The organism is Pseudoalteromonas shioyasakiensis (genome assembly GCF_001550135.1).
GTDB lineage: Bacteria > Pseudomonadota > Gammaproteobacteria > Enterobacterales > Alteromonadaceae > Pseudoalteromonas > Pseudoalteromonas shioyasakiensis.
Map to the genome: position 1 here is coordinate 444,923 of NZ_LRUE01000013.1, position 20,641 is coordinate 465,563.

21 protein-coding genes are annotated in these 20,641 nt (G+C 41.6%); 7 read left to right on the forward strand and 14 right to left on the reverse strand.

Annotated features, from left to right (window positions below):
- Positions 1 to 128 precede the first annotated feature (128 nt).
- Positions 129 to 416, forward strand: coding sequence for an EF-hand domain-containing protein (locus PASHI_RS07140; protein WP_055021451.1), 288 nt, complete (start codon positions 129 to 131; stop codon positions 414 to 416).
- Positions 413 to 880 carry a hypothetical protein gene (locus PASHI_RS07145; protein WP_062565086.1) on the forward strand — a complete coding sequence of 156 codons (468 nt, stop codon included), beginning with the start codon at positions 413 to 415 and terminating at the stop codon, positions 878 to 880. Before PASHI_RS07140 ends, PASHI_RS07145 begins: the two co-directional genes overlap by 4 nt.
- Positions 881 to 935: 55 nt before the next feature.
- On the opposite strand, the gene PASHI_RS07150 is transcribed toward PASHI_RS07145, so the two are convergent.
- Entirely contained in the window at positions 936 to 1,535 is a 600-nt protein-coding gene (locus PASHI_RS07150) for an FMN-dependent NADH-azoreductase (RefSeq protein WP_062565087.1), read from the reverse strand.
- Positions 1,536 to 1,723: 188 nt separating this feature from the next.
- On the opposite strand from PASHI_RS07150, the gene PASHI_RS07155 reads away from it, so the two are divergent.
- Positions 1,724 to 3,646, forward strand: a complete 1,923-nt coding sequence (locus PASHI_RS07155) for a S9 family peptidase (protein WP_062565088.1) — start codon at positions 1,724 to 1,726, stop codon at positions 3,644 to 3,646.
- Positions 3,647 to 3,706: 60 nt separating this feature from the next.
- On the opposite strand, the gene PASHI_RS07160 is transcribed toward PASHI_RS07155, so the two are convergent.
- Genes PASHI_RS07160 through yghU form a run of 3 tightly spaced genes read right to left on the reverse strand, consistent with a single transcriptional unit; the run spans position 3,707 to position 6,325 of the window.
- Positions 3,707 to 4,093: a hypothetical protein gene (locus PASHI_RS07160; protein ID WP_054561969.1), complete on the reverse strand. Its 387-nt coding sequence runs from the start codon at positions 4,091 to 4,093 to the stop codon at positions 3,707 to 3,709.
- A gap of 58 nt (positions 4,094 to 4,151) precedes the next feature.
- A complete protein-coding gene (locus PASHI_RS07165; RefSeq protein ID WP_055021473.1) occupies positions 4,152 to 5,450 on the reverse strand; it encodes an MFS transporter in 1,299 nt (432 codons plus the stop codon).
- Between the two features lie 35 nt (positions 5,451 to 5,485).
- Positions 5,486 to 6,325, reverse strand: a complete 840-nt coding sequence (yghU, locus tag PASHI_RS07170) for a glutathione-dependent disulfide-bond oxidoreductase (RefSeq protein WP_062565089.1) — start codon at positions 6,323 to 6,325, stop codon at positions 5,486 to 5,488.
- Between the two features lie 111 nt (positions 6,326 to 6,436).
- On the opposite strand from yghU, the gene PASHI_RS07175 reads away from it, so the two are divergent.
- Both PASHI_RS07175 and PASHI_RS07180 read left to right on the forward strand, forming a co-directional pair.
- On the forward strand, positions 6,437 to 6,811 hold the full coding sequence (locus PASHI_RS07175) for a SpoIIAA family protein (RefSeq protein WP_058585519.1): 375 nt from the start codon (positions 6,437 to 6,439) through the stop codon (positions 6,809 to 6,811).
- 20 nt (positions 6,812 to 6,831) lie between these two features.
- Complete coding sequence (locus tag PASHI_RS07180; protein WP_341860352.1) at positions 6,832 to 7,839, forward strand: endonuclease/exonuclease/phosphatase family protein; 1,008 nt, start codon at positions 6,832 to 6,834, stop codon at positions 7,837 to 7,839.
- Between the two features lie 286 nt (positions 7,840 to 8,125).
- Here PASHI_RS07180 and PASHI_RS07190 read toward each other — a convergent pair whose 3' ends face one another.
- The 3 genes from PASHI_RS07190 to PASHI_RS07200 form a co-directional block, all read right to left on the reverse strand.
- Positions 8,126 to 8,485: a 2OG-Fe(II) oxygenase gene (locus tag PASHI_RS07190; RefSeq protein WP_062565092.1), complete on the reverse strand. Its 360-nt coding sequence runs from the start codon at positions 8,483 to 8,485 to the stop codon at positions 8,126 to 8,128.
- Positions 8,486 to 8,506: 21 nt separating this feature from the next.
- Positions 8,507 to 9,097 carry a rhomboid family intramembrane serine protease gene (locus PASHI_RS07195; protein ID WP_062565093.1) on the reverse strand — a complete coding sequence of 197 codons (591 nt, stop codon included), beginning with the start codon at positions 9,095 to 9,097 and terminating at the stop codon, positions 8,507 to 8,509.
- Between the two features lie 112 nt (positions 9,098 to 9,209).
- Complete coding sequence (locus tag PASHI_RS07200) at positions 9,210 to 9,896, reverse strand: type 1 glutamine amidotransferase domain-containing protein (protein ID WP_062565094.1); 687 nt, start codon at positions 9,894 to 9,896, stop codon at positions 9,210 to 9,212.
- A 134-nt stretch (positions 9,897 to 10,030) separates the two neighbouring features.
- On the opposite strand from PASHI_RS07200, the gene PASHI_RS07205 reads away from it, so the two are divergent.
- The gene (locus tag PASHI_RS07205; protein ID WP_062565095.1) at positions 10,031 to 10,942 is read left to right on the forward strand and encodes a LysR family transcriptional regulator; all 912 of its coding nucleotides are present in this window, start codon (positions 10,031 to 10,033) and stop codon (positions 10,940 to 10,942) included.
- On the opposite strand, the gene PASHI_RS07210 is transcribed toward PASHI_RS07205, so the two are convergent.
- The 6 genes from PASHI_RS07210 to PASHI_RS07235 form a co-directional block, all read right to left on the reverse strand.
- Positions 10,939 to 11,676 carry a dienelactone hydrolase family protein gene (locus PASHI_RS07210; RefSeq protein WP_062565096.1) on the reverse strand — a complete coding sequence of 246 codons (738 nt, stop codon included), beginning with the start codon at positions 11,674 to 11,676 and terminating at the stop codon, positions 10,939 to 10,941. The genes PASHI_RS07205 and PASHI_RS07210 overlap by 4 nt on opposite strands.
- Positions 11,677 to 11,765: 89 nt before the next feature.
- A complete protein-coding gene (locus PASHI_RS07215; RefSeq protein WP_062565097.1) occupies positions 11,766 to 12,995 on the reverse strand; it encodes a glycerophosphodiester phosphodiesterase family protein in 1,230 nt (409 codons plus the stop codon).
- 35 nt (positions 12,996 to 13,030) lie between these two features.
- Complete coding sequence (locus PASHI_RS07220; RefSeq protein ID WP_054561959.1) at positions 13,031 to 13,888, reverse strand: carboxylate/amino acid/amine transporter; 858 nt, start codon at positions 13,886 to 13,888, stop codon at positions 13,031 to 13,033.
- A gap of 99 nt (positions 13,889 to 13,987) precedes the next feature.
- The gene (locus PASHI_RS07225) at positions 13,988 to 15,415 is read right to left on the reverse strand and encodes an amidohydrolase family protein (RefSeq protein WP_062565098.1); all 1,428 of its coding nucleotides are present in this window, start codon (positions 15,413 to 15,415) and stop codon (positions 13,988 to 13,990) included.
- A 145-nt stretch (positions 15,416 to 15,560) separates the two neighbouring features.
- Positions 15,561 to 17,699 carry a M3 family metallopeptidase gene (locus PASHI_RS07230; protein ID WP_054561958.1) on the reverse strand — a complete coding sequence of 713 codons (2,139 nt, stop codon included), beginning with the start codon at positions 17,697 to 17,699 and terminating at the stop codon, positions 15,561 to 15,563.
- Between the two features lie 216 nt (positions 17,700 to 17,915).
- Positions 17,916 to 18,125 (reverse strand): hypothetical protein, encoded by a 210-nt coding sequence (locus tag PASHI_RS07235; RefSeq protein ID WP_054561957.1) that lies wholly within the window; start codon positions 18,123 to 18,125, stop codon positions 17,916 to 17,918.
- 197 nt (positions 18,126 to 18,322) lie between these two features.
- On the opposite strand from PASHI_RS07235, the gene PASHI_RS07240 reads away from it, so the two are divergent.
- Positions 18,323 to 19,195, forward strand: a complete 873-nt coding sequence (locus PASHI_RS07240; RefSeq protein WP_058585510.1) for a mechanosensitive ion channel family protein — start codon at positions 18,323 to 18,325, stop codon at positions 19,193 to 19,195.
- Between the two features lie 27 nt (positions 19,196 to 19,222).
- On the opposite strand, the gene PASHI_RS07245 is transcribed toward PASHI_RS07240, so the two are convergent.
- Entirely contained in the window at positions 19,223 to 20,551 is a 1,329-nt protein-coding gene (locus tag PASHI_RS07245) for an IS4 family transposase (protein ID WP_062564240.1), read from the reverse strand.
- Positions 20,552 to 20,641 lie beyond the last annotated feature (90 nt).

Genomic DNA, 20,641 nt, shown 5'->3' on the forward strand with positions numbered 1-20,641 from the left:
AAGTCACAACTTAGATTAATTACTAAAGCAATCCACAAAGTTTCCACATTTGTAGCATATTGCCCACACACTTTTGGATGGTATTCAGATTATGCTTACGGTCAATTGAATGACATAAGAGGTTCGCTATGAAGCAATTATCTGCACTTTCTGTTTTAGCTATTTCGTTGTTAGCCACAGCGCCCGCTTGCTTTGCTCGCGACCATCAAGGCGGTCCACCCCAGCGACCTGACTTTGCATCGATTGATATAGATGGCAATGGGGCGATTGATTTTACTGAGTTTAGTGAACAGCCTATGCCAGAAGATATGCTGCAAACCATTTTTAATGACATGGATGCTGATCAAAATGGTGAAGTAACTGAAGACGAGTTCAACAACCATAAACCACCAAAACGTAAGGAAAATCAACGATGATCAACAGTGTTTCATCGGGTGCGAATTTTCAGCCCATGCAACGACCTAAAGCAGAGCCATTGACCAGTAAGCAAACAGAGTTAATGAATGAAACCTTAGCTCAGTTTGATCCCGAAAACTTAACTGCAGAAGATGCACAATCTATTATGCAAACATTTATGGATGCGGGTATTCAACCGGGTCAAGAGATGGAAGCAATTATGGCTGAAGCTGGCTATGATGCCGCTGAAGTCGGTGAATTAGGTCGTCCTGAAGGTGAGCGTCCGCCTGGTCCGCCACCACCGCCGCCAAGTGGTAACTCACTTGAGCAGGTTGATAGCGAAGAAGTTGTCAGTTATTTAGATGAGCTGTTAGCGCAATATTCTGATCAACTGGGAGAAGAAGATAAAGAAGCGATTCTAGCCTCTGTGCAAGAAAAGTTTGGTTTATCTGAAGGTGATTCGCTGTTATCGGTCACAGCGTAAATCACAAAGCGGTCATGATGACCGCTTTTTTATATCTAGCTTTATTAATCACATATTAAAGTGACGCGGTGAAAGCCTTTATTTCGTTTTGTGCTGTTTCTAAGCTTTGCTCTGCATCTGGCATTGCAAGGCCTTCAGCGTAAATAAAGTTAACATCAGTCATACCCACAAAACCAAGTACATCTTTTAAGTATTTAGTTTGTGTATCCATGTCGGTGCCTTGATATACACCACCACGCGCAGCAAGTACCACTACTTTTTTGTCTTTAATTAAACCTACAGCGCCTTGCTCTGTGTATTTAAATGTAATACCAGCACGAGCAATACGATCAATCCAAGCTTTGAATGTTGATGGAATACCAAAGTTATACATTGGCATACCAATAACAATCAGTTCGTTATCGTTAAGTTCAGCAATTAAATCGTCAGAAATTGCAGCAAGTAGCTTTTGCTCATCGCTACGTTCGTTTGCATCAGTCATCCAAGCAGCCATTTCTGTCTGCGTTAAGTGAGCAATCGCATTGTCGCTTAAATCGCGAGTTGTTACTGAAATTTGTTGGTTGTTAGCAAGCTGCTCAACAAATAGTTGGCTAAGCTTGGTTGAATTACCTTGTTCACCATTTAAAGATGAATTTAACACAAGTACTTTTTTCATCATGTCACCTAAGAAAACTGAAGTTGTGCAGCTATTATAATTAGCAAAAATTAAATTAATAATGCTATTAATCGAGCGTTACGTTCGTTTTAAACGAATGGAAGAGGTGTCTAATTTTTTTGAATTAGTCTTTTTTTGTAATTTAATGTTACTATTGCCGCGACAATAAAAAAGAAATGGACTTTATTATGAAGTACTTACTGCTTACTCTTTTTGCAGTGCTGAGCTTAATGCCTCGTGCTGCTGAAAACACACAACTCCCTGTAGAATCATTCGCCTCTTTACGCGCTTTTAGCCAAGTGAAATTTTCGCCAAATGGTAAAAATTTATCGTTTATTCGAAATGTAAATGGTGAGCTGGTTTTAATGGTTTATAACCGTAAAACTAAAGAAGCTGATTCTATTATTCGTTCAGATAATCACACTATTTTCTTCGATTGGTATGAATGGGCAAATGATGAGGTACTACTTTTAGGTGCCCGCTATATTCAACGTCAATTTGGCGGCCCTAAATATACCTCTACCCGTTTATATGCATATAAAATTGGTGGTGATGGCAAGGCGAAACTGGCTATAAAACCTAACTTTAATCGTGATGAACGCCAACCGCAATTTGGAGATCAGGTAATCAGCTTTTTACCCGATAAAAAAGATAAAATTTTAGTTCAAGGTGATTTTGATGTTGCCAATGCCCCTGGCGTGTATGAACTTGATTTAAGTACACTTCGTAAGAAAAAAATTCAGCGCTCACGTAGTAAAGTGATTGATTGGACAGCAGACCGCCAAGGTAATGTGCGTATTGCCCTAAAAATGGATGAAGACGAATTTGAATATATTCTTTATGACGAAGATCGAGATAACCGTAAAACGTTATTCAAATATAAAGCATTTAGCCCTGATGTAGTGACTGTTTTGGGCTTCGATAAAGACCCTAATATTCTTTACTTCAAAGCTCTTAAAGATGGCTATGATGCGCTTTATAAAATGGACCTAACGACCATGAAAAAAGAGTTAGTGTTCAGCGATGATAACTATGACTTCGACGGTCATATATTCTATTCATCTCTTACAGGTGAAGTAGCAGGGTTTACGCACTCTCAATTAGATGAGGGGATCCGTTACTGGGATGAAGATTTAAACAACCTTTATAATGGCTTACGCGCTGTATTGCCGGCAGATAAGTTTGATATTGATATTATTGATACCAGTAAAGAACAGCGTCAATATGTGGTTTACGTTTCAGGTGAGCAAATCCCTGGTACCTATATGTTGGGTGACCGGGATTCTAACGAATTAACTGCATTTGCCTCGGCATTTCCAGATGTTGATGAAACTGTTTACAGCGGTAAAAAGAAAATTAGTTATAAAGCCCGTGATGGGTTAACTATTGAAGGGTATTTAACTCTACCTGTGGGTTACAAAGAAGGTGATAAGTTACCAACAATTGTGTTCCCTCATGGCGGGCCAATGGCTCGTGATTACGCTGGTTTTGACTATTGGACTGCGTTACTTGCTTATAATGGTTATGCAGTACTGCAACCAAACTTCCGTGGTTCAAGTGGCTATGGGCATGAATTTGAGATGGCTGCAGTTCAAGGTTTTGGTAAAGAAATGCAAGATGACTTGCAAGATGCGGCGAATTGGCTTGTTGAAGAAGGTATCGCTAATGGAGATAAAATTTGTATAGGCGGGGCAAGTTATGGTGGCTATGCTGCATTAATGGCAGTGGTTAAACACCCAGAAACATTCAAATGTGCAGCAAGCTTTGCTGGCGTTACTGATCTTGAGCGTATTGTTAGTAAAGCGCGTTATTTCACTAATAAAGAAATTGTGCGTAAGCAATTTGGAACTGATGGCGATAAACTAGAAAAAGTGTCGCCTGTTAATTTTGCAAAGCAAATTAATCGTCCGGTGCTATTGGTTCATGGCTCTGATGATAATGTAGTGCCTGTTTATCATAGTCGTGAAATGGATGATGAACTTAAAGACGAAGGCAAAGATGTTACTTACATTGAGCTCGAAGATGGCGACCATTACTTATCGCACCAGCCGTATAGAATTAAAACGTTGAAAGCGTTTTTAGAGTTCTTCGATAAGAACTTGAAAAACTAGAATTAGCAAAGAAAAAGGCGACCTAGGTCGCCTTTTTTAATACCTGATTCTGCGTCAATTTTATTTATAAGCTAATTCAGCATCAATATTGCGCATTAAGTTGGTAACCCAATTGATATATTGGCGGTGGATTTTTTTACCATTGTAATCAAGGTTTATCGAATCTTTGTAATCAATAGAATATTCTTGCTCGTTAAACGTAATATCAACGCGTAATTGGTGTTTACGAATATCAAGTTTACCTAAGATTTGGCCTTCGGCATTTGAACGACACGTCCAGCCTAGTTTCATACATGCTTTTAAAATATTGGTTTTGATACTTTCAAGGTCATGTTGGCCAGACGCCATTTGCGGTACAGGGTTTGCGTCAAAGTTACGAATAGGCACACTGGTGCTACAAGCAGAAAGTGTAAGTAGCGTAAGAAGTGCAAGAGCTGCCTTTTTCATAGTAAGTCCTTTTTGGAAATAAAATCAGCGCGATTATGCGCTTTTTTTACTGTAGGGTCTAGGCATCGGGTAAAAACCACGCACTAATTGCACCAAGTAAGCCTAAGATACTATAGAAAAAAATTAACTCTGCAGTCGTTAAGTAGGTATTTAGTAAGCCGACGCTACCTAGTAGTAATAATATAACCCCGATCACCGTATTACTAACAGAGACATAGTCTGTGCGCTTGTTTCCTTCAGCCATATCAACAAGGTAGGTTTTACGACCAAGGCGAACTCCTTGATGAGCTACGGTGAGTAAAAAATAACAGAGCGGTAATAGCCAAAACTCATTGAGCGTTTGTGGGCTCAGATAAGCAACTAAATAAACGGCGAAACCGTTGAGGGTGACGAGCATTGCAGCAAACACTAATACCTTGCGGCTCGATAAGTCACTTAGTCGACCCCAAATTGGCGCAGAGACTAAGCTGGCAAGCCCAGAAAGCGCCATAAACGTAGCAAGTAGTGAAAAGTCGAAAGCCTGTTCACTAGCAAGAACGATATAAAACGGGGCGCTCAAAGCAGAACATAGCAACAACGCACGAGTGATAATAAAGTGAGCAAATTGTTTATCTTGGTAAAGCAGTTTTAATTTTGATAAAGCATGCAAAAAGCCGTTTTCAGCGCCCTCGGTTGCGCCCTTGTATTCTTGAATGCGGCTATAACTGAGCGCTGCAAACAGCCACATTAAAGCGGCCAGCATTAAAGCAACATACACCCCATTTTCATAGCCAAGGCTTTGTAGATACCATAAACCAAGACCAAATGTGAGCGTTGCAAATCCTGCAAAACTCGCAGCAAGACCGCTAATGCTGCCTCGTTGTTGTTTAGGTATGACCTTGCCTAATACATCTTTTGCAGCAATGGAATTAAAGCCACGAGCAAGGCTAAAGATAATCAAAATAGCGATGATAGCAAAACCTGCCGTTGCACCTTGAAGTGTTAAAGCACAAATAAGCATGCCTACAATACATAAAGCTTGCACTATGGCGCCAATCACCCATACCCACTTTCTGACAGGCAGCCTACGAATAGCACTTGCGATGGCCAGTTGTGGCAACATTGAGCCTGACTCACGAATAGGCACAAGCCAAGCAATAAAACTACTTGGTACATTAATGCTTTGTAAAAGCCAAGGCAGGGTCACTTTAGGGTTTAACAGGGCATCTGCAAACTTACTAAATAGTTGGCTTACTAATAAGGTAAGAAAATTGCCGGGCACTACTTTACAAGCAGCTTCATCAATTGCTTTGCAGGCACGGGCATCCTCGGTGTTACTGAGGCGTTGGTAGATATCTTCTTTACTGAGCTTTTGCATACTTTTTATTTTTATGAAAAAGGGCATTTAAGCCCTTAAAAATCTTCCTTAGAGTGGCGCTCTGCTAACTGCTCAGCTTCATCACCCCATGTTTTGTTTACTCTGCGACCTCTTTGCACTGCAGGGCGGCGCTCAATTTGTTTTGCCCAGCGCATCACATGGCTATATGACTCAACATCTAAAAACTCTGCCGCATCGTATAAATTGCCAAGTACCAAGCTGCCATACCAAGGCCAAATAGCGATATCGGCAATTGAATATTCGCTACCAGCCATGTAGTCATGGTCGCTTAAATGACGGTTTAATACGTCTAACTGGCGTTTTACTTCCATGGTGAAGCGATCAATTGGGTACTGCATCTTGAAAGGGGCATAACTATAAAAATGACCGAAGCCTCCACCTAAGTATGGGGCAGAGCCCATTTGCCAAAATAGCCAATTTCGACATTCTGTTTTACTAGCGTGATCGCTTGGGATCAGCGCATCAAACTTTTCTGCCAGGTATTGTAAAATTGCACCTGACTCAAACACGCGAGTAACGGGCGTTGTACTGTGATCCATTAAGGCTGGGATTTTTGAATTAGGGTTAACACTTACAAACCCTGAAGAGAACTGGTCACCATCGCCAATTTTAATTAAAAATGCATCGTAGTCAGCTTCATCAATACCAAGCTCTAATAGCTCTTCGAGCATGATAGTCACTTTTTGGCCGTTTGGTGTCGCAAGCGAGTAGAGTTGTAGGTCATGTTTACCAACGGGCAAGTCTTGCTCGTGGGTTGCACCTGAGACTGGACGATTAGTCTTCGCCCATTCACCACCCTTTTCTGCATCCCATTGCCACACTTTAGGTGGCGTATAACTGTCGGTATTACTCATTGAAACTCCTAAATTGTGCTTTAATGAATGTCATTACGAGATTACCATCCTAGTTGATCAGATAGAGCAAGGGAAGTACAGTTATTAATTATGAATAACCAGGAGGATGTCATGAAAAAGCATGGTTTAGCCATTGGCCTTGAGCGAACTGGCACGACTTTTTATCTCACAATTAAAGTAGTCGGAAAGCTTACCCACGAGGATTATAAAACTCTCACTCCTCTTATAGATAATGCTGTAGCAGCAGTTCCGAGTGCAAAAATAAGAGCCTATGTTGATATTACTGAGTTAGAAGGCTGGGAGTTACAAGCGGCGTGGGATGATTTTAAGTTAGGCCTTAAACATAACAAAGAGTTTTGCCGTATAGCTGTGCTTGGTAACAAAAACTGGCAACAAGTGGCAAGCAAAGTGGGTAACTGGTTTATCAGTGGCGAAGTGAAATACTTTGAAGATCCGATCATTGCCACTGAGTGGTTACACGAATAAGGAGTTAAGTAATAAAAAACATTCAATTAAAGGTAGCAACGTTTAATTTATATAATTATTTAGCGCCACCTGACGCATTTTATGATTTTCAGCGCATTTATAGCGCTGAGCAGTGGGCCAAAAAGCAGCGCTGGTTGGCCGATTACCTTAAAAATCAGCAGCCAGATATTATTGGCTTTCAAGAAGTGTTCAGTATCAATGAACTAAAACAACAAGTTAACGCAGAGGGTTACCCTTATTTTGCAGTCGTTGATGAGCCAACGGTGATTGATGACTTTATTTATCGCGATCCGGTTGTGGCCATTGCCTCACGCTATAAAATTGTAGCTGTCAGTCAGGTTGAGGCAGAGCAAGATGATGCTTTAGCGATGGGCTTGAGCGATAATTTTAACTTTAGCCGCAGTATTATTCGCGCGACACTTGAAGTACCTCACTTAGGACACGTCGATTGCTATGTAGTGCACTTTAAATCTAAGCGCAGCATGCTCCATCACCAAGATGATGAAAGCCACAGCGAACAGCAAAACTTAGTAATGCAATTAAAATCACAAGCCCTTGGGCGCTGGGCATCAAGCATGCAGCGTGGCAGTGAAGCAGCGCTGTTACTCGTTGAAATCATTAAGCGCAGAGCACACACCAATAACCCTGTGATTGTGATGGGGGACTTTAATAATGAGTTACACGATGGTGTGCTTAACCATTTAATCGCTGACCACCTTCGTTTTAGCGGTCATAGGCAAAATAGCCCATCTCGTTCAGAGTTCAAACTACAAGATAGTTGGCAACTCTATCAGCGCCATGTTGTCACCGAGAACGACAGAGAAGCCACCCACTATTTTGGTAGTAGCAGCTCAGTATTTGATTATATTTTGTTATCCCGTGAGTTTGATGCCGGGTTTCAGGGTAGCTTTTTTGAGGTGGTTGATTATCACACCTATGATCAGCACTTGATCAACCCCCAGTTTGCCTATGATGATCAAAGTACCGACCATGGCGTTGTGATGGTGACAATGAAGTTAAGGAGTTGAAACTGACCACTTTCTGCTGCTAGTGTTGAACTATAAGCTATAAGGGAGCAAGCTTTGATGGTTAAACTCAAATGGAAGTTAGTAGCAGGTATTCTAGGTGGAGTAGTACTACTTTTATTCGTAATAAAGTACACATCTGTTATTGTTCAAATGAAAGATAACATTACTACGTCTTTATTTTACGTATTATTTTTACTTACAGTAGTAGCACTAGTATTGTTATTTAGGTTTTTTATGAGCCTATATAAACAATTGAAATATAGCTTTAAACGTGGGAGTTAACTTATTAATTTTTTATCCAGCCGATACTTAAAAGATATCGGCTGCCAGACGTTACCCGCGTTACCTGATGTTCGCAGATATCAGGACGGAATAATTTGATTCGTGAGCTTTCATAGAGTGGGGCAGAGCAGATAAACTTCCCACCTGCACGCGCTTTTTTGAGTACAATATTAAGCCTGAAATGTTTACCACTAGCGACTTTATCGGTGTGAGCCGCTATTTCACTGCCCTCAGGAAAACGCAAAATATACATATCAAATTTAATTGGCCAGCGGGCTGTGCAAATTAGCATTTTATCGTAGCCTGAAAGTTGCCTGCCTTTTTCAAAACGAAAGAGCTTCTTAAATAGTGTAGGTGTGGTCATTATTATTTAAAAGTTGTCAGTTTAAAGCTTATGGCTCTTTTGCCTATCACGCTTTGCCATAATATAGCCGATGAATGCGCCGCTAATTGCGCCGAATAAATGGCTTTCGAATGAAATATGAATGCGCTGCGGAAAGACACCCCAAATCAGGCCGCTGTATAACACAACAACAGCAATACTGATTAAAATGGCTTTGAATGAGCGGTGCATAATGCCGTAGCAAATTAAGTAGCCCCATAAACCGTATATAACACCACTTAAACCAACATGAATGTTGCTGCGGCCAAATAGCCATACTAGTAATCCACCAATGAGCGCAGTACCGGCAAACACCAGCCAAAAGCGTTTTACGCTAAATTGGCAAACTAGCCAGCCGAGAATAGCAAATGGCACTAGGTTACTAAAAAGGTGTGCCCAGCCACCATGTAAAAATGGCGCAAAAAACACCCCTGATAAACCAGACATTTGCCTTGGCAAAATACCTAAACCGTTTAAGTTTATGCCGGGTAGGGTATTAATTATTTGCAGTACCAAGCACACCAGCATAATGCCTAAAATTGCGAATCGCTTACTACTGATAGGAGGAATTTTGACAGCTTTTTTTTCAGTCATGATGAGAAGCTCTTAAATCAATGTGACCGAATGAGTATAACTTATTAAAAGTGAAGGTAAACACCTTGATATGCAAGGTGTTTACTAAAGGTCTAGGGCATGTTGACTTATTTTAACCTAATTTGGTTAATAGTTTTTTCGCAGCAAGCTCAGAACTTGCAGGGTTTTGCCCTGTGATTAGTAGGCCATCTTCAATCGCAAGCTCGCCCCAATCATCGGTTTTTTGATACTGACCACCTTGTTTGATTAGCTCATCTTCAACAAGTAATGGCACAACATTGGTAAGTTGTACGGCATCCTCTTCTGAGTTACTAAAGCCGGTTACTTTTTTATCAAATACCACAGATTTACCAGCTGCATTTTTCGCATTCAGTAATACGGCACTGGCGTGACATACTGCACCCACTGGTTTCTCTGAGTTAAGAAATTGCTCTATCAAGCTAATTGAATCTTGGTTATCAACTAAGTCCCATAACGGACCATGGCCGCCAGGGTAGAATACCGCATCAAAATCATCGGCTTTAACTTCAGCCAGAGGTTTAGTATTAGCCATTAAAGTTTTTGCCGCACTGTCTTGCTCAAAACGTTTTGTGGCATCGGTTGCTGCATCAGGGGCTGCACTATTTGGATCAACCGGAGGTTGGCCACCTTTAACAGAGGCTAAAGTTACCTCTGCACCGGCATCAATAAAGGCGTAGTAGGGCGCCGCAAATTCTTCGACCCAAAAGCCCGTTTTATGGCCTGTATCGCCAAGTTCATCGTGTGAAGTGAGTACCATTAAAATTTTCTTAGCTGACATAGTGAATCCCTTTTTGTGTATTAAACATCGTTAATAACACTATAGGGGTGAAAATCGAGTTAAACAACGCACATAAATTTGACTTCATTGGTTTAATAATTGATACAATTATTCAGGTTAGATTAGGAGTTTGTATGAAAGTATCGTTTGAGCAATTAAAAAGCATGGTGGTGTTTGCCCACATTGTGCAGCAAGGCAGCTTAACTAAAGCGGCTCAACAACTTGGTTTATCAAGGGCCGTTGTCAGTTACCACTTAAAGAAATTAGAACAGCAATTAAAGCTGACGTTACTTAATCGCTCAACGCGCACCATGACCCTTACCGAAGCTGGTATGGCTTATTATGAACGTTGTCAGGCTATCACCGAGCACGCTGAAGCTGCTAACTTACACCTTGAGAACTTAAAGAGTGAACCGGTTGGGGTTATTAAATTGAGTTGTCCGGTGAATGTTGGTTTGCAACTTGTGGTACCGGCACTGGCTCAGTTTAAGCGTTTGTATCCGAAAATAGATATTGATTTACAGCTTAGTGATGATGTGGTTGATATCATCAAAGAGGGCTTTGACTTAGCGATTAGAGGCGTGGCCCTTGAAAGCTCAAACTTACAAGCGACTAAACTTGCAAGTATGGCTACCTGCTTATGTGGCTCAGTCGATTACTTTTCAAAATACCCTATACCAAAGAGCATTGCCGATTTAGCAGAGCATACATGGGTGGTGTATCAACCAAGTAGTGCTGTTGTCACGCTCGAAAAAGACAAACGCCGCTTTGAGGTGGCAGTTAGTGGTGGCATAAGTACCAATAATGCTGCTGCTCGAACTGCCTTTGTAGAAGCTGGGCATGGCTTAGCGAAGATCCCAGTTTATGATGCATTGCCCAGGATCAAAGCGGGATTGTTACGCACAATATTAGATGATTACAAAACTGCCGATATTGAACTTTATGGCGTATTCCCGCCAGGGGCGGCGGGAAGTAAAAAACTGCGGGTTTTACTTGATTACTTGAAGGATTATTTTACTAATCAAGTAGCCACTATGACGATTTAAACAAGCGTGCGATTAAATAAAGCGACTGCTTGTTGATACATGCTGATGGCAAGGACTGGGTCGTATCGGTCGCCTTCGTCGCGCATAAACGCATGTTGGGCGTTCACTTCTTGCCACTGGTAATTAATGCCTGTTGCCACAGCTTGTTGGTAAATTTTAAGGCGGCCTTCCTTTGGTACATGAGGGTCTTGTTTACCCCAAACAAAGTGGATCTCACCTTTAATATCTGCCATGCGCTCAAATGAGTTATTACCTGCTTGTGCTGGTAAAGTATCGCTGTGTATATCTGTTGCGTATAAACAAAAAGCGGCTTTGATACTTGGGTTTAATGCAGCACGGTATGCAAGGTGACCACCAATACATACGCCCATCGCACCTACATTTCCTGTGCAGTAATCTTGCTGACGTGCAAATGCAATTAAGGCGTCAGTATCTGAGTCATGGCTCTCAAGCGGTTTTGCCCATTTGTCGGCATTGCCTTTGTCTTTACCAGCATCATCATAGGCAAGTACTGTCCCAATAGGATTTAACTCATGAAAAACTTCTGGCACTAACACGACAAAACCATGACCAGCAAGTATTGCCGCAGAGCGTGCAATTGGTGCTGTTTCTTGGAAAATTTCAGAATAGAAAATAATACAAGGGTATTTACCTTCTTCTAAAGGGCGATAAATACTGGTGCGCATTACACCTGTGTTGGTCGATATGTCGTGGCTCTGGTGCTGAATAATCATGTTTATCCTTGTAAAAAACGGTTTAGCTAATAATACCTCAGCCCCACCTTTTGGACGAGTCAAAGCCCTTGAAATTTATTGATGCTCAGTTAACTCTCTGAGGCAGGATACTGCATACAGCTTGCGTAATAGGTAAGAGTAGCAGGCCAGTCAGAGAAAATAGCCATCACACCCACTTGCTTAGCAAGGACGTCTACCACTTTCATCATTTGCCCATCTTGTTTAATTACACTGGCAATCGACTGGTAATAATAACCACCGCCATTATTTAATGGACCAGAGCGCTCTAAACTCCAAGTAATGATGTTCAGTCCGGCTTGTTTAGCTTTAATAGCATAAAGCGATGGCACGATTTTACCTGACTCATCAAGGCTTAAAAGCATCCACATTGGCGGTGCGATAATGCGTACTCCATCGTTATACAGAGCTTGCATTGATGGCTGCCAAGTTGTTTCATCCATAGCATCAAAGTCTGCTTGCTCATCTCGGCCATCAAGATAAATACTGTTGCTTGCAAATTCAGGGTGATTGTTTAGCCAATACTTCACATCTTCAAGATTAAATGATTGCGGATAAACATCTTGGCTATTCACACCTAAATCCCGATACTCATCAAGCATTTTTTGCGCATAATCTTGCTGGCTAAAACCGTTAAATGGCATGCTAACTTCTGGGCTTTTTAGCTCGGGTGTCATTTTTACACCTAGTGATTTGAATAACTCAATGCTTTGCTGGTGGGTCATAACAGTACCACTGTTTGCGTATAAATCAGTGCGCCAGCTTGGTGTTCCTTGCATATATTCTGCGACGGTTTTGGCGTTTGGGTTGGCGCCATCCATTTTAGCCTTTAAGGTTAAAAACTCAGCCTGGGTGATATCGCTGGTGCAGCATTTAGCCTGAGCTGGTTGGCCGTCTTTGGCCGGAGTAAAAGGTTGGCTGCATTTTGCAGCCAACTCAGGAATCGCTAAAATGTTGGTAGTGGTGTGTAAATCGCACTGTGAATGGCGACACACGAGTTGTTTGTCTTTAGTAAAGGCGACGTCACATTCGAGTACGCCAGCGCCCATTCTTGCAGCGGCTAAATATGACTCTTTGCTGTGCTCAGGAAACTGCATAGGGGCACCGCGATGACCAATTACAAAATCAGTCTTATAGAAAGGGCCATTACCGCATGCGGCAAGTTGCAGCTTTAAAGGTCCATCAGGCATATTGTCGATTAAATAGTAAGGCCTAGCACCCACTTGCACTGCCTGCTCCTTGGGCAGACTCTTACAGCCTTGAATAACGAAAACTAAACAACATAAAACCAGTGCGCGCATATCAGCATTCCTCTAATCGAATAGAGTTTAGCCTATCATGACTCCGTGGCAGTTTTATTAAGTTTCTGATTTATAATAAGTGCTAATAAGATAATCGCTGCGCCGATGGCAAGCTTGATGATATCGGCATCACGATTCCAAATCACAATGTTGACGATGATCCCTGCTGGGATCAGTAGGTTATTCATTACAGCCAAGGCACCTACATTGACAATAGTCGCGCCCTTATTCCACGCGAAATAACCAAGCCCTGAAGCAATCGTGCCTAAGTAAATTAATACGCCCCATTGTGTAGTAGTGGTGGGTAGCTTACTGGTATCACCAAATAAGCCGTAACAAATCAGTGCGACAATTAAAGCGCCAATAAAGAACCAAGCAAACACCCGAGAGTGGGGGAGTTGCTCATCTTGCATTAAACGTTTGTAAGTTACTTGACCGGTAGCAAAGCAAATATTAGCAGCCTGAACCATTAACATACCAATAAGGTAGTTTTCATCGACGCCTTCATAGCGAATAGCAACGGCACCTAAAATAGCTAGCATTGCGGCGAATAAAAACTTGGCATTAAAACGTTTTTCAAGCAAATCGTTTAATAAAGTGATGTAAAGTGGCGTCATTACCGTGAATAGCAGTACCTCGGGCACGCTAAGGTACAAAAACGAATGGTAATAGAAGCTGTACATCACACCAAGTTGTACTGCGCCTATTGCCATGAGCTTTAGTGCTAAGGCTTTAGGGGTTTTACGCCAGTGTAAAAAGGGCAAAAACACGCAAGTTGCTAAGCCAATGCGCATTAACACACTAAACCATGCATCCACTTGGCCTGCTAAATAGACACCAATAAGACTAAACGAGAAGGCCCAAAGCAGGGTTACAGCAAATAAGTAGGTCATGTTAATCGAGTTATGTGCAAAAAAGGGCAGTGTATATGAGATGGCTGAAAATTAAAATTGCCCATGACGGATAATACGCGGTCATGGGCAATGGGGGGGTTAGGGTTGACTGGCAACAAAGGCTTTTGCTTGTTGCTTTAATCGCTCGAGTGCGTTGCTATCGTAAAACGTGCTGTGCGAGACAACACCCTTTAGTGTTTGTGTATTACGAATATCAATAAGCGGGTTTTCTGAAAGCAAAATGAGATCGGCTACTTTCCCTTCACTAAGCGCACCGTATTGCTGTTGTTTATTTAAAAATTTAGGCCCCGCGAGTGTTGCGGCTTGCAGCGTTTGCAGTGGTGTTAGACCATATTCAGTAAAAATACTCAGTTCTTGGTGTAAAGAAAGCCCCGGATAAATATACGAATTTAAAAAGCCAGCATCTGTGCCTGCAATAATGCTCACACCTGCTTGTTGGGCGATAGGGAGTAACTGTGCGGTTTTAATAAAACGCTCTTTGCGCTGTTTGATTTGTGCAGGGGTGTCTTTGTTAGCTCTATCAACTCGCCATTGATATGTCGCTTTTAAACCTTTACCTAAAAAATCTAAATAGGCATCGTCTTGATGATTGTCTTCATCAATGTAAGCCGTTATTTTGCCACCAATCAAGGTCGGCACCACGGCGGTGTCGTTGTTAGCAAGAACCGTAAACTTCTCAATGGCTGTCGGTTCATCAAACTGCGTGGTGATAATAGGCAGCGCAGTGCGATAACTCAGCTCTTTTGAAGCAACCTTTGCAGAAATATCTGCTTCGTTTTTAGCCGCAGCTTTAAGCATATAGGTCATATGCTCAATCGCATCAAGACCCGCCTTGGAGACATCAGTCACAGACAATGAAAATGGAATATGCCCCGAAATTTGATAACCGCGCTTTTTAACCTCATGCACGGCTTTTATGTAGAGCTCAGGCGTTAAAGCGCTGTCGGTAATTTTGATAAAATCAACGTCCATGCTGTCTAATAGATCCATTGCAGCATGCATTTCTTCAGTCGTTTCTACTTCTAAATCACCGGGCCAAATAGACCCTTTACCTTCTAATTTCGGGCCTGAGGTGAAAATAGTTGGGCCCACTAACTGACCTTGTTTTACTTGTTCACGCCAGCTAAGTACAGATTCACTTAGATCAGCTGCAGCATCACGAACGGTTGTTACGCCGTAGGCTAAATACAATGGTAATAGCTGTTTATTCTCTTCAATAAGCTCATCACCACCGCCAAAATGGACATGCATATCCCATAGACCAGGCATGGCATACTGACCTTTTGCATCAATCAATGTTGAGCTTTGGTATTGGCTACTTAAAGGTTTATCGCTGCGTTTGATGATAATTCCATCGCGAATAGCAAGAGATTGTTTTGCTGCGATAGCTCCAGTTTGCACATCAATAATTTGGGCGTTTTCTATCACGATGTCAGCGTGCTCATCTGGGGTTGATGAACATGCAGCTAAAGCTGAGCAAAGTCCTAAAAGTAAGGCGTTTTTCATGTGTGAACTCGTGTTTTTCTTTGAGGTTAGCAAAAACGAGTTATCTGACAATTGCTTTGAGGTGGATAGGAGTAAAAGCGGGGTGAAAATTTAATTAATACTTAAAAAGTATGAGGGTTACCCCTCATACTCTAAACAACAGTGATTATTCAACTAAACCACGACGCTTTAATAGTGCGTCTGTTGTTGGTTTTTGACCACGGAACTCAATGTAGCTTTGCATTAAGTCGCGGCTGTTACCTTTAGATAAAATCTCTTTACGGAAATTATCACCGTTTTCACGTGTTAAACCACCTTCTTCGGTCATGTGTGCAAACGCATCTGCTGCGAATACTTCAGTCCAAAGGTAAGCGTAATAACCCGCTGAGTAACCACCGGCAAAGGTGTGGCTGAAGTAGCAAGACTTATAGCGTGGTGGTACTGGGTAGTACGCGATACCGTGCTTGTCTAATGCATCATGTTCAAACTTTTGTACGTCTGTGATATCAGCATCAACACCAAATGAGTGCCATTCCATATCAAGCAGTGCCGCCGCTAAATACTCAGTAGTATCAAAGCCTTGGTTGAATTTTTGTGACTCAAGTACTTTATTTAAAAGCGCTTGTGGAATTGGTTCACCTGTTTTGTAGTGCTTGGCATAGTTTGCAAGTACTGTTGGTTCAATATTCCAGTCTTCGTGTGCTTGCGAAGGGAACTCAACGAAGTCACGAGCAGTTGCTGTACCCGCTAAGCTTGGGTATTTAACATCAGAGAATAAACCGTGTGCAGCGTGACCAAACTCATGGAACATAGTCGTTACTTCAGAGAAAGTCATGAGTGTAGGTTGACCTTCAGCTGGCTTAGGAATGTTCTGCGCGTTGTAGATCACAGGCATAGTGTCTTTAAGACCGCTTTGGCTAACATAGGCACTCATCCAGGCACCACCACGTTTACCTTCACGTGCGTAAGGGTCCATGTAGAATAGACCTATAGCGCTACCGTCTTCGTTAAATACTTCAAACACCATCACGTCTTCGTGATAAACCGGTAGGTCTTTACGCTCTTTAAACGTAATGCCGTAAAGTTTATTCATCGCAAAAAATAGACCGTCGTGGATCACTGACTGCATCTCAAAGTAAGGCTTAACTAAAGCTGGGTCTAAGTCGTACTTCTCTTGGCGAACTTTTTCAGCGTAAAACGCCCAGTCCCAAGGTTGAAGCGCAAATGTTTCACCTGACTTTTTAATTACTTGTTGGATTTGCTCTGCTTCAGCTTCTGCTTTAGCAACCGCTTTCGGTGCTAAGTCATCAAGGATGCCGTAAACATTTTCAGTTGTTTGCGCCATACGATTAGTCATTACATACGAAGCCCAGTCTTTATAACCAAGTAATGCCGCTTTTTCTGCACGTAGCTTAGTTTCTTTGATGATGATAGGGCTGTTTGTTGCTTGTGCACGCGTTGAAGAAGTTGTCCAAATCTTTTCACGAAGCTTGCGGTTTTCAAGGCTTTGTAAGATAGGTTGGCGAGTCGTGTTCACTAGCGTGATCATGTAACCTTCTTTACCTGCTTTTTTGGCAGCAGCTGCAAGGCTTGCAATTTCACCTTCAGATAAACCAGCTAGCTCGCTTTTATCTTTAACTAAAATCACATCTTCTTTAAATGATTTTAAGATATTTTGTGAAAACTCAGTTGAAAGCTTGGCAAGCTCTGCGTTGATTTCACGCATTTTTGCTTTTTCAGCTTCAGTTAGTTTTGCACCCGCGTTAACGAACTTTTTGTAGTAGTAATCAACAAGGCGTTGATCTTCAGCATTTAAAGACGCTTTGTTGTCGTAAATGCTTTGTACGCGAGCAAATAAAGCTTTGTTTAGGTAAATGTCATCAGTGTGAGCTGACATAATCGGCGCCATTTTAGCGGCGATACGTTGGTACTCACTGTCAGAGATTAAACCTGATAAGTTAAAAAATGCCGCAGATGTGCGGTCTAATAGCTCACCAGAGAACTCCATTGCAACAAGGGTATTTTCAAATGTTGCTGGTTCTGGGTTGTTTGCAATCTTTGCAATTTCAGCTTTTTGCTGTGCGATGCCTGCTTCAAACGCTGGCTCGTAGTCTTTGGTCGAAATTTTATCAAACTCAGGGGCCATGTATTGTAAAGGGCTTGGCTTGAAAAGAACGTTTTCAACATTAGCTGTTTGTGTTTCAGCGGCAGTTTCAACTTGAGTTTGAGTGTCGGCTTGTTGTGAACTACAAGCAGATAATAAAAGCACACTAGCAATCGTAGTTGCTACTAAGGTCTTACGCATGAGAGCTCCAAAAATGTGGATAAATCTTTTCTAACTTATCAAATTTTTGGCTAGAAACAATCAAGTTTGTCGTTTGAATGGGGAATTTGAACGCAAATAAAGCTGTTGAGGGATAAAAATGTGTAAAAAGCCATCAATTGTGTATTAATGGCTCACTTAAGTAAAAAGTGGCACTAGCTGCCAGTTTAAATCTTGATGGTAATAAATCACCATAGGTTAGTTGTAACCCAACACAAACTTTTTCTCTGAGCCAAAGCTTTCAGGCATAGCGTTGCCAAACTCTTTGTTAATTAAATTCAGTGAGTGTTCTTGCTCAGCAAGTAAGTTTAAGATGCGGTTACGGTACTCTAAACTTGATTCAAATAAGTTTAGATCAACCAAGGGTTGTAAAGTAGCAAGTTTTTGTGTGAGTGTCATTTGTGACATTGTGTTCTCCTCGTGCTATTCAAAGCCTGTGAAACCTCAAGCTCTCTCTATGTATATAGCAGCTGTAGTCTAAAATAGTTAATAATTAGCGCATATTGCGCATAAAGAACTTAGTATTTACCAAGTTTTCACCTATTATGCCGTGCTAAACTTAGTCACAACTGAACCAAACTGATTTTTACTAGGAATGTTAATTTATGACCCTTGCTGATCTGCAATCTGCATTATCGTTTGTATTGTTCACCTACAATGATGTGCAAATTACTGTACTAAAAGTAATTCAAGTGCCTTTGGTGCTGTTTTTAATGTGGTTTGTGGTTACCTGGATTGGTCGATTAATTAAAAAAGCATTACTGGCAAAAAACCTAGGCCCTGACGCGGTTCATTTATTTACCCGTATTTACCTTGTTGTGACCATCGCAGTGCTTGTGTTTACCTCGCTAGAGGTACTCAATATTCCTCTAACGGCGTTTGCATTTGTTTCTGGTGCCATTGCAATTGGTGTTGGTTTTGGTGCGCAAAACATTATCAATAACTTTATTAGTGGTTGGATTTTAATGTGGGAGCGACCAATTCGTATTGGTGATTTTTTAGAAGTGGGCACAGCTAAAGGGGTGGTTGAGACAATTAATACCCGTTCCACTCGTATCCGTCGTAACGATGGGGTGCATATGCTGGTACCAAATAGCCAGTTATTGGAAAACACAGTAACTAACTGGACCTTAATTGACCGTAATGCCCGTTCATTTGTGAATGTTGGCGTTGCTTATGGTTCAGACGTGGTGCTTGTAGAGAAGCTGATGAAGCAAATTCTTGATGATCACCCAGCCATTTTAAAAACACCTGCATCATCTGTGTTATTTGATGACTTTGCTGATAGCTCTTTAACTTTTAGCGCTATTTTCTGGGTGTGTGCTGAATCAGAAGCCCCGCTTCGCCAAGTGCGCAGTGAGCTGCGTTTTAGCATTTATAAAGTATTTGCTGAAAACAACATTACCATTGCATTCCCGCAGCGCGATATTCATATCGATGGTGAGATAGCTTTAACAAGGCGTAATAACCAAAAATAAAAAAAGCGGCTTAGCCGCCAATGCCAGTCAGTTAAGCTGACTGGCATTTCTTTTTTTATGTGGGTACTTTGATGGCTTAGGCTTTATCGCTCTTGGGTATCGCCTATCTTCTCTTCTAGGTGGCAGTTTAAATAGTCTCAGCGTACCTAACAGATGCTCCCAGTGAATTGGAATATTACCGGGGCTCATAATTGATATTGATGAAAAGTATTGAATAACTGCCATCGAGCAGCTTGAGAAACTGAGTTGGTTAGGCCATATTCCTTCAGCTTTTGCTGCTAGGGTCATCAACCTTCGAATTAAATTGTATGCGAGGAGGATCCCCCATAGCTCCTGTCTAACCATATCAGGGCGCTTACTCCGAAGGTGGTATGTGCTATCTAGCATTGTTTGCTTTATTTCTCGATACCCTAATTCTATTTCCCAGCGATGGCTGTATAAATCAACTATTTCGCTACTTGGAAAACGAAGTCTATCTACCATCGAGGTTAATATTCGGTAATTTTTACCTTTTATGGTTTTACTAACCAGTCTTGCTTTAATAACTTCGGGAACATCGGGGAAATTCTTTTGCGCATGCTTAGTGGTTTTGAGCTCAATTATCAGGTCATTGTTACCAACCTTAGAAACGACTTCGTATTGTAAATCAGGTCTTGCAGGTATTAGCCAATGCCTTTCTTCTCCAGTGCTGTGCCATCGATTTAACAAGCCCAGTGAATAGTACCCTTTATCAAACATGGTCAACGAGTGGTTAGGTGTACGCTCAATCAGTCGTTCAGCAAGCTTCATTTCATTCGTCTTATAGTTATCAAACTCACTGCTTATCAGTTGGTGGCTGGTGAGTTCCATATGACAAACCATGCGAATTTGTGGGAATCCTGTATCACCATATTGGTTGCTAGCCGATGAGAATGCTTCACGATTCTCATCTGAATCGGCCGTACGCCAAACAACACCATCAACCGCTAATAAATTTAACCCAGCCCACGTGTCAAACTCTTCTGTATGGTACATATTATCAGCAGCTTTATTAAAGACTTGCTTAACGGGGTCATCACCTAATCGCTGGCGAGCTTGAACCATGGCACTCGGGGCGACTAACTGATTTTTGCCAGGCAGCATAATGTCTAGTTTATTCGCAATATTCCAGACAGATTCTTTACGAAATAATGCCATGCCAATAACAGACCAAAGCACAGCTTCTAAAGGCAACCTGCGCTTTCTAACTGTGGCTACTCCAGCTTGTTGAAAGCCTTGTTCAATCAGGTCAGAAGATAAAATTTCAGATAATTTTTCAAACGTGTGATAACGAGTGCTTTCTTCGAAAGCAGAATGAAGAGCTTGTTCTATATTCACAAAAAAATCCGTAGTTAGTTGCCTAACTACGGATTGTGCATGATCATTCTGATCGGTCAACTGATCAACTTCTTAACTGATCAGCATTAG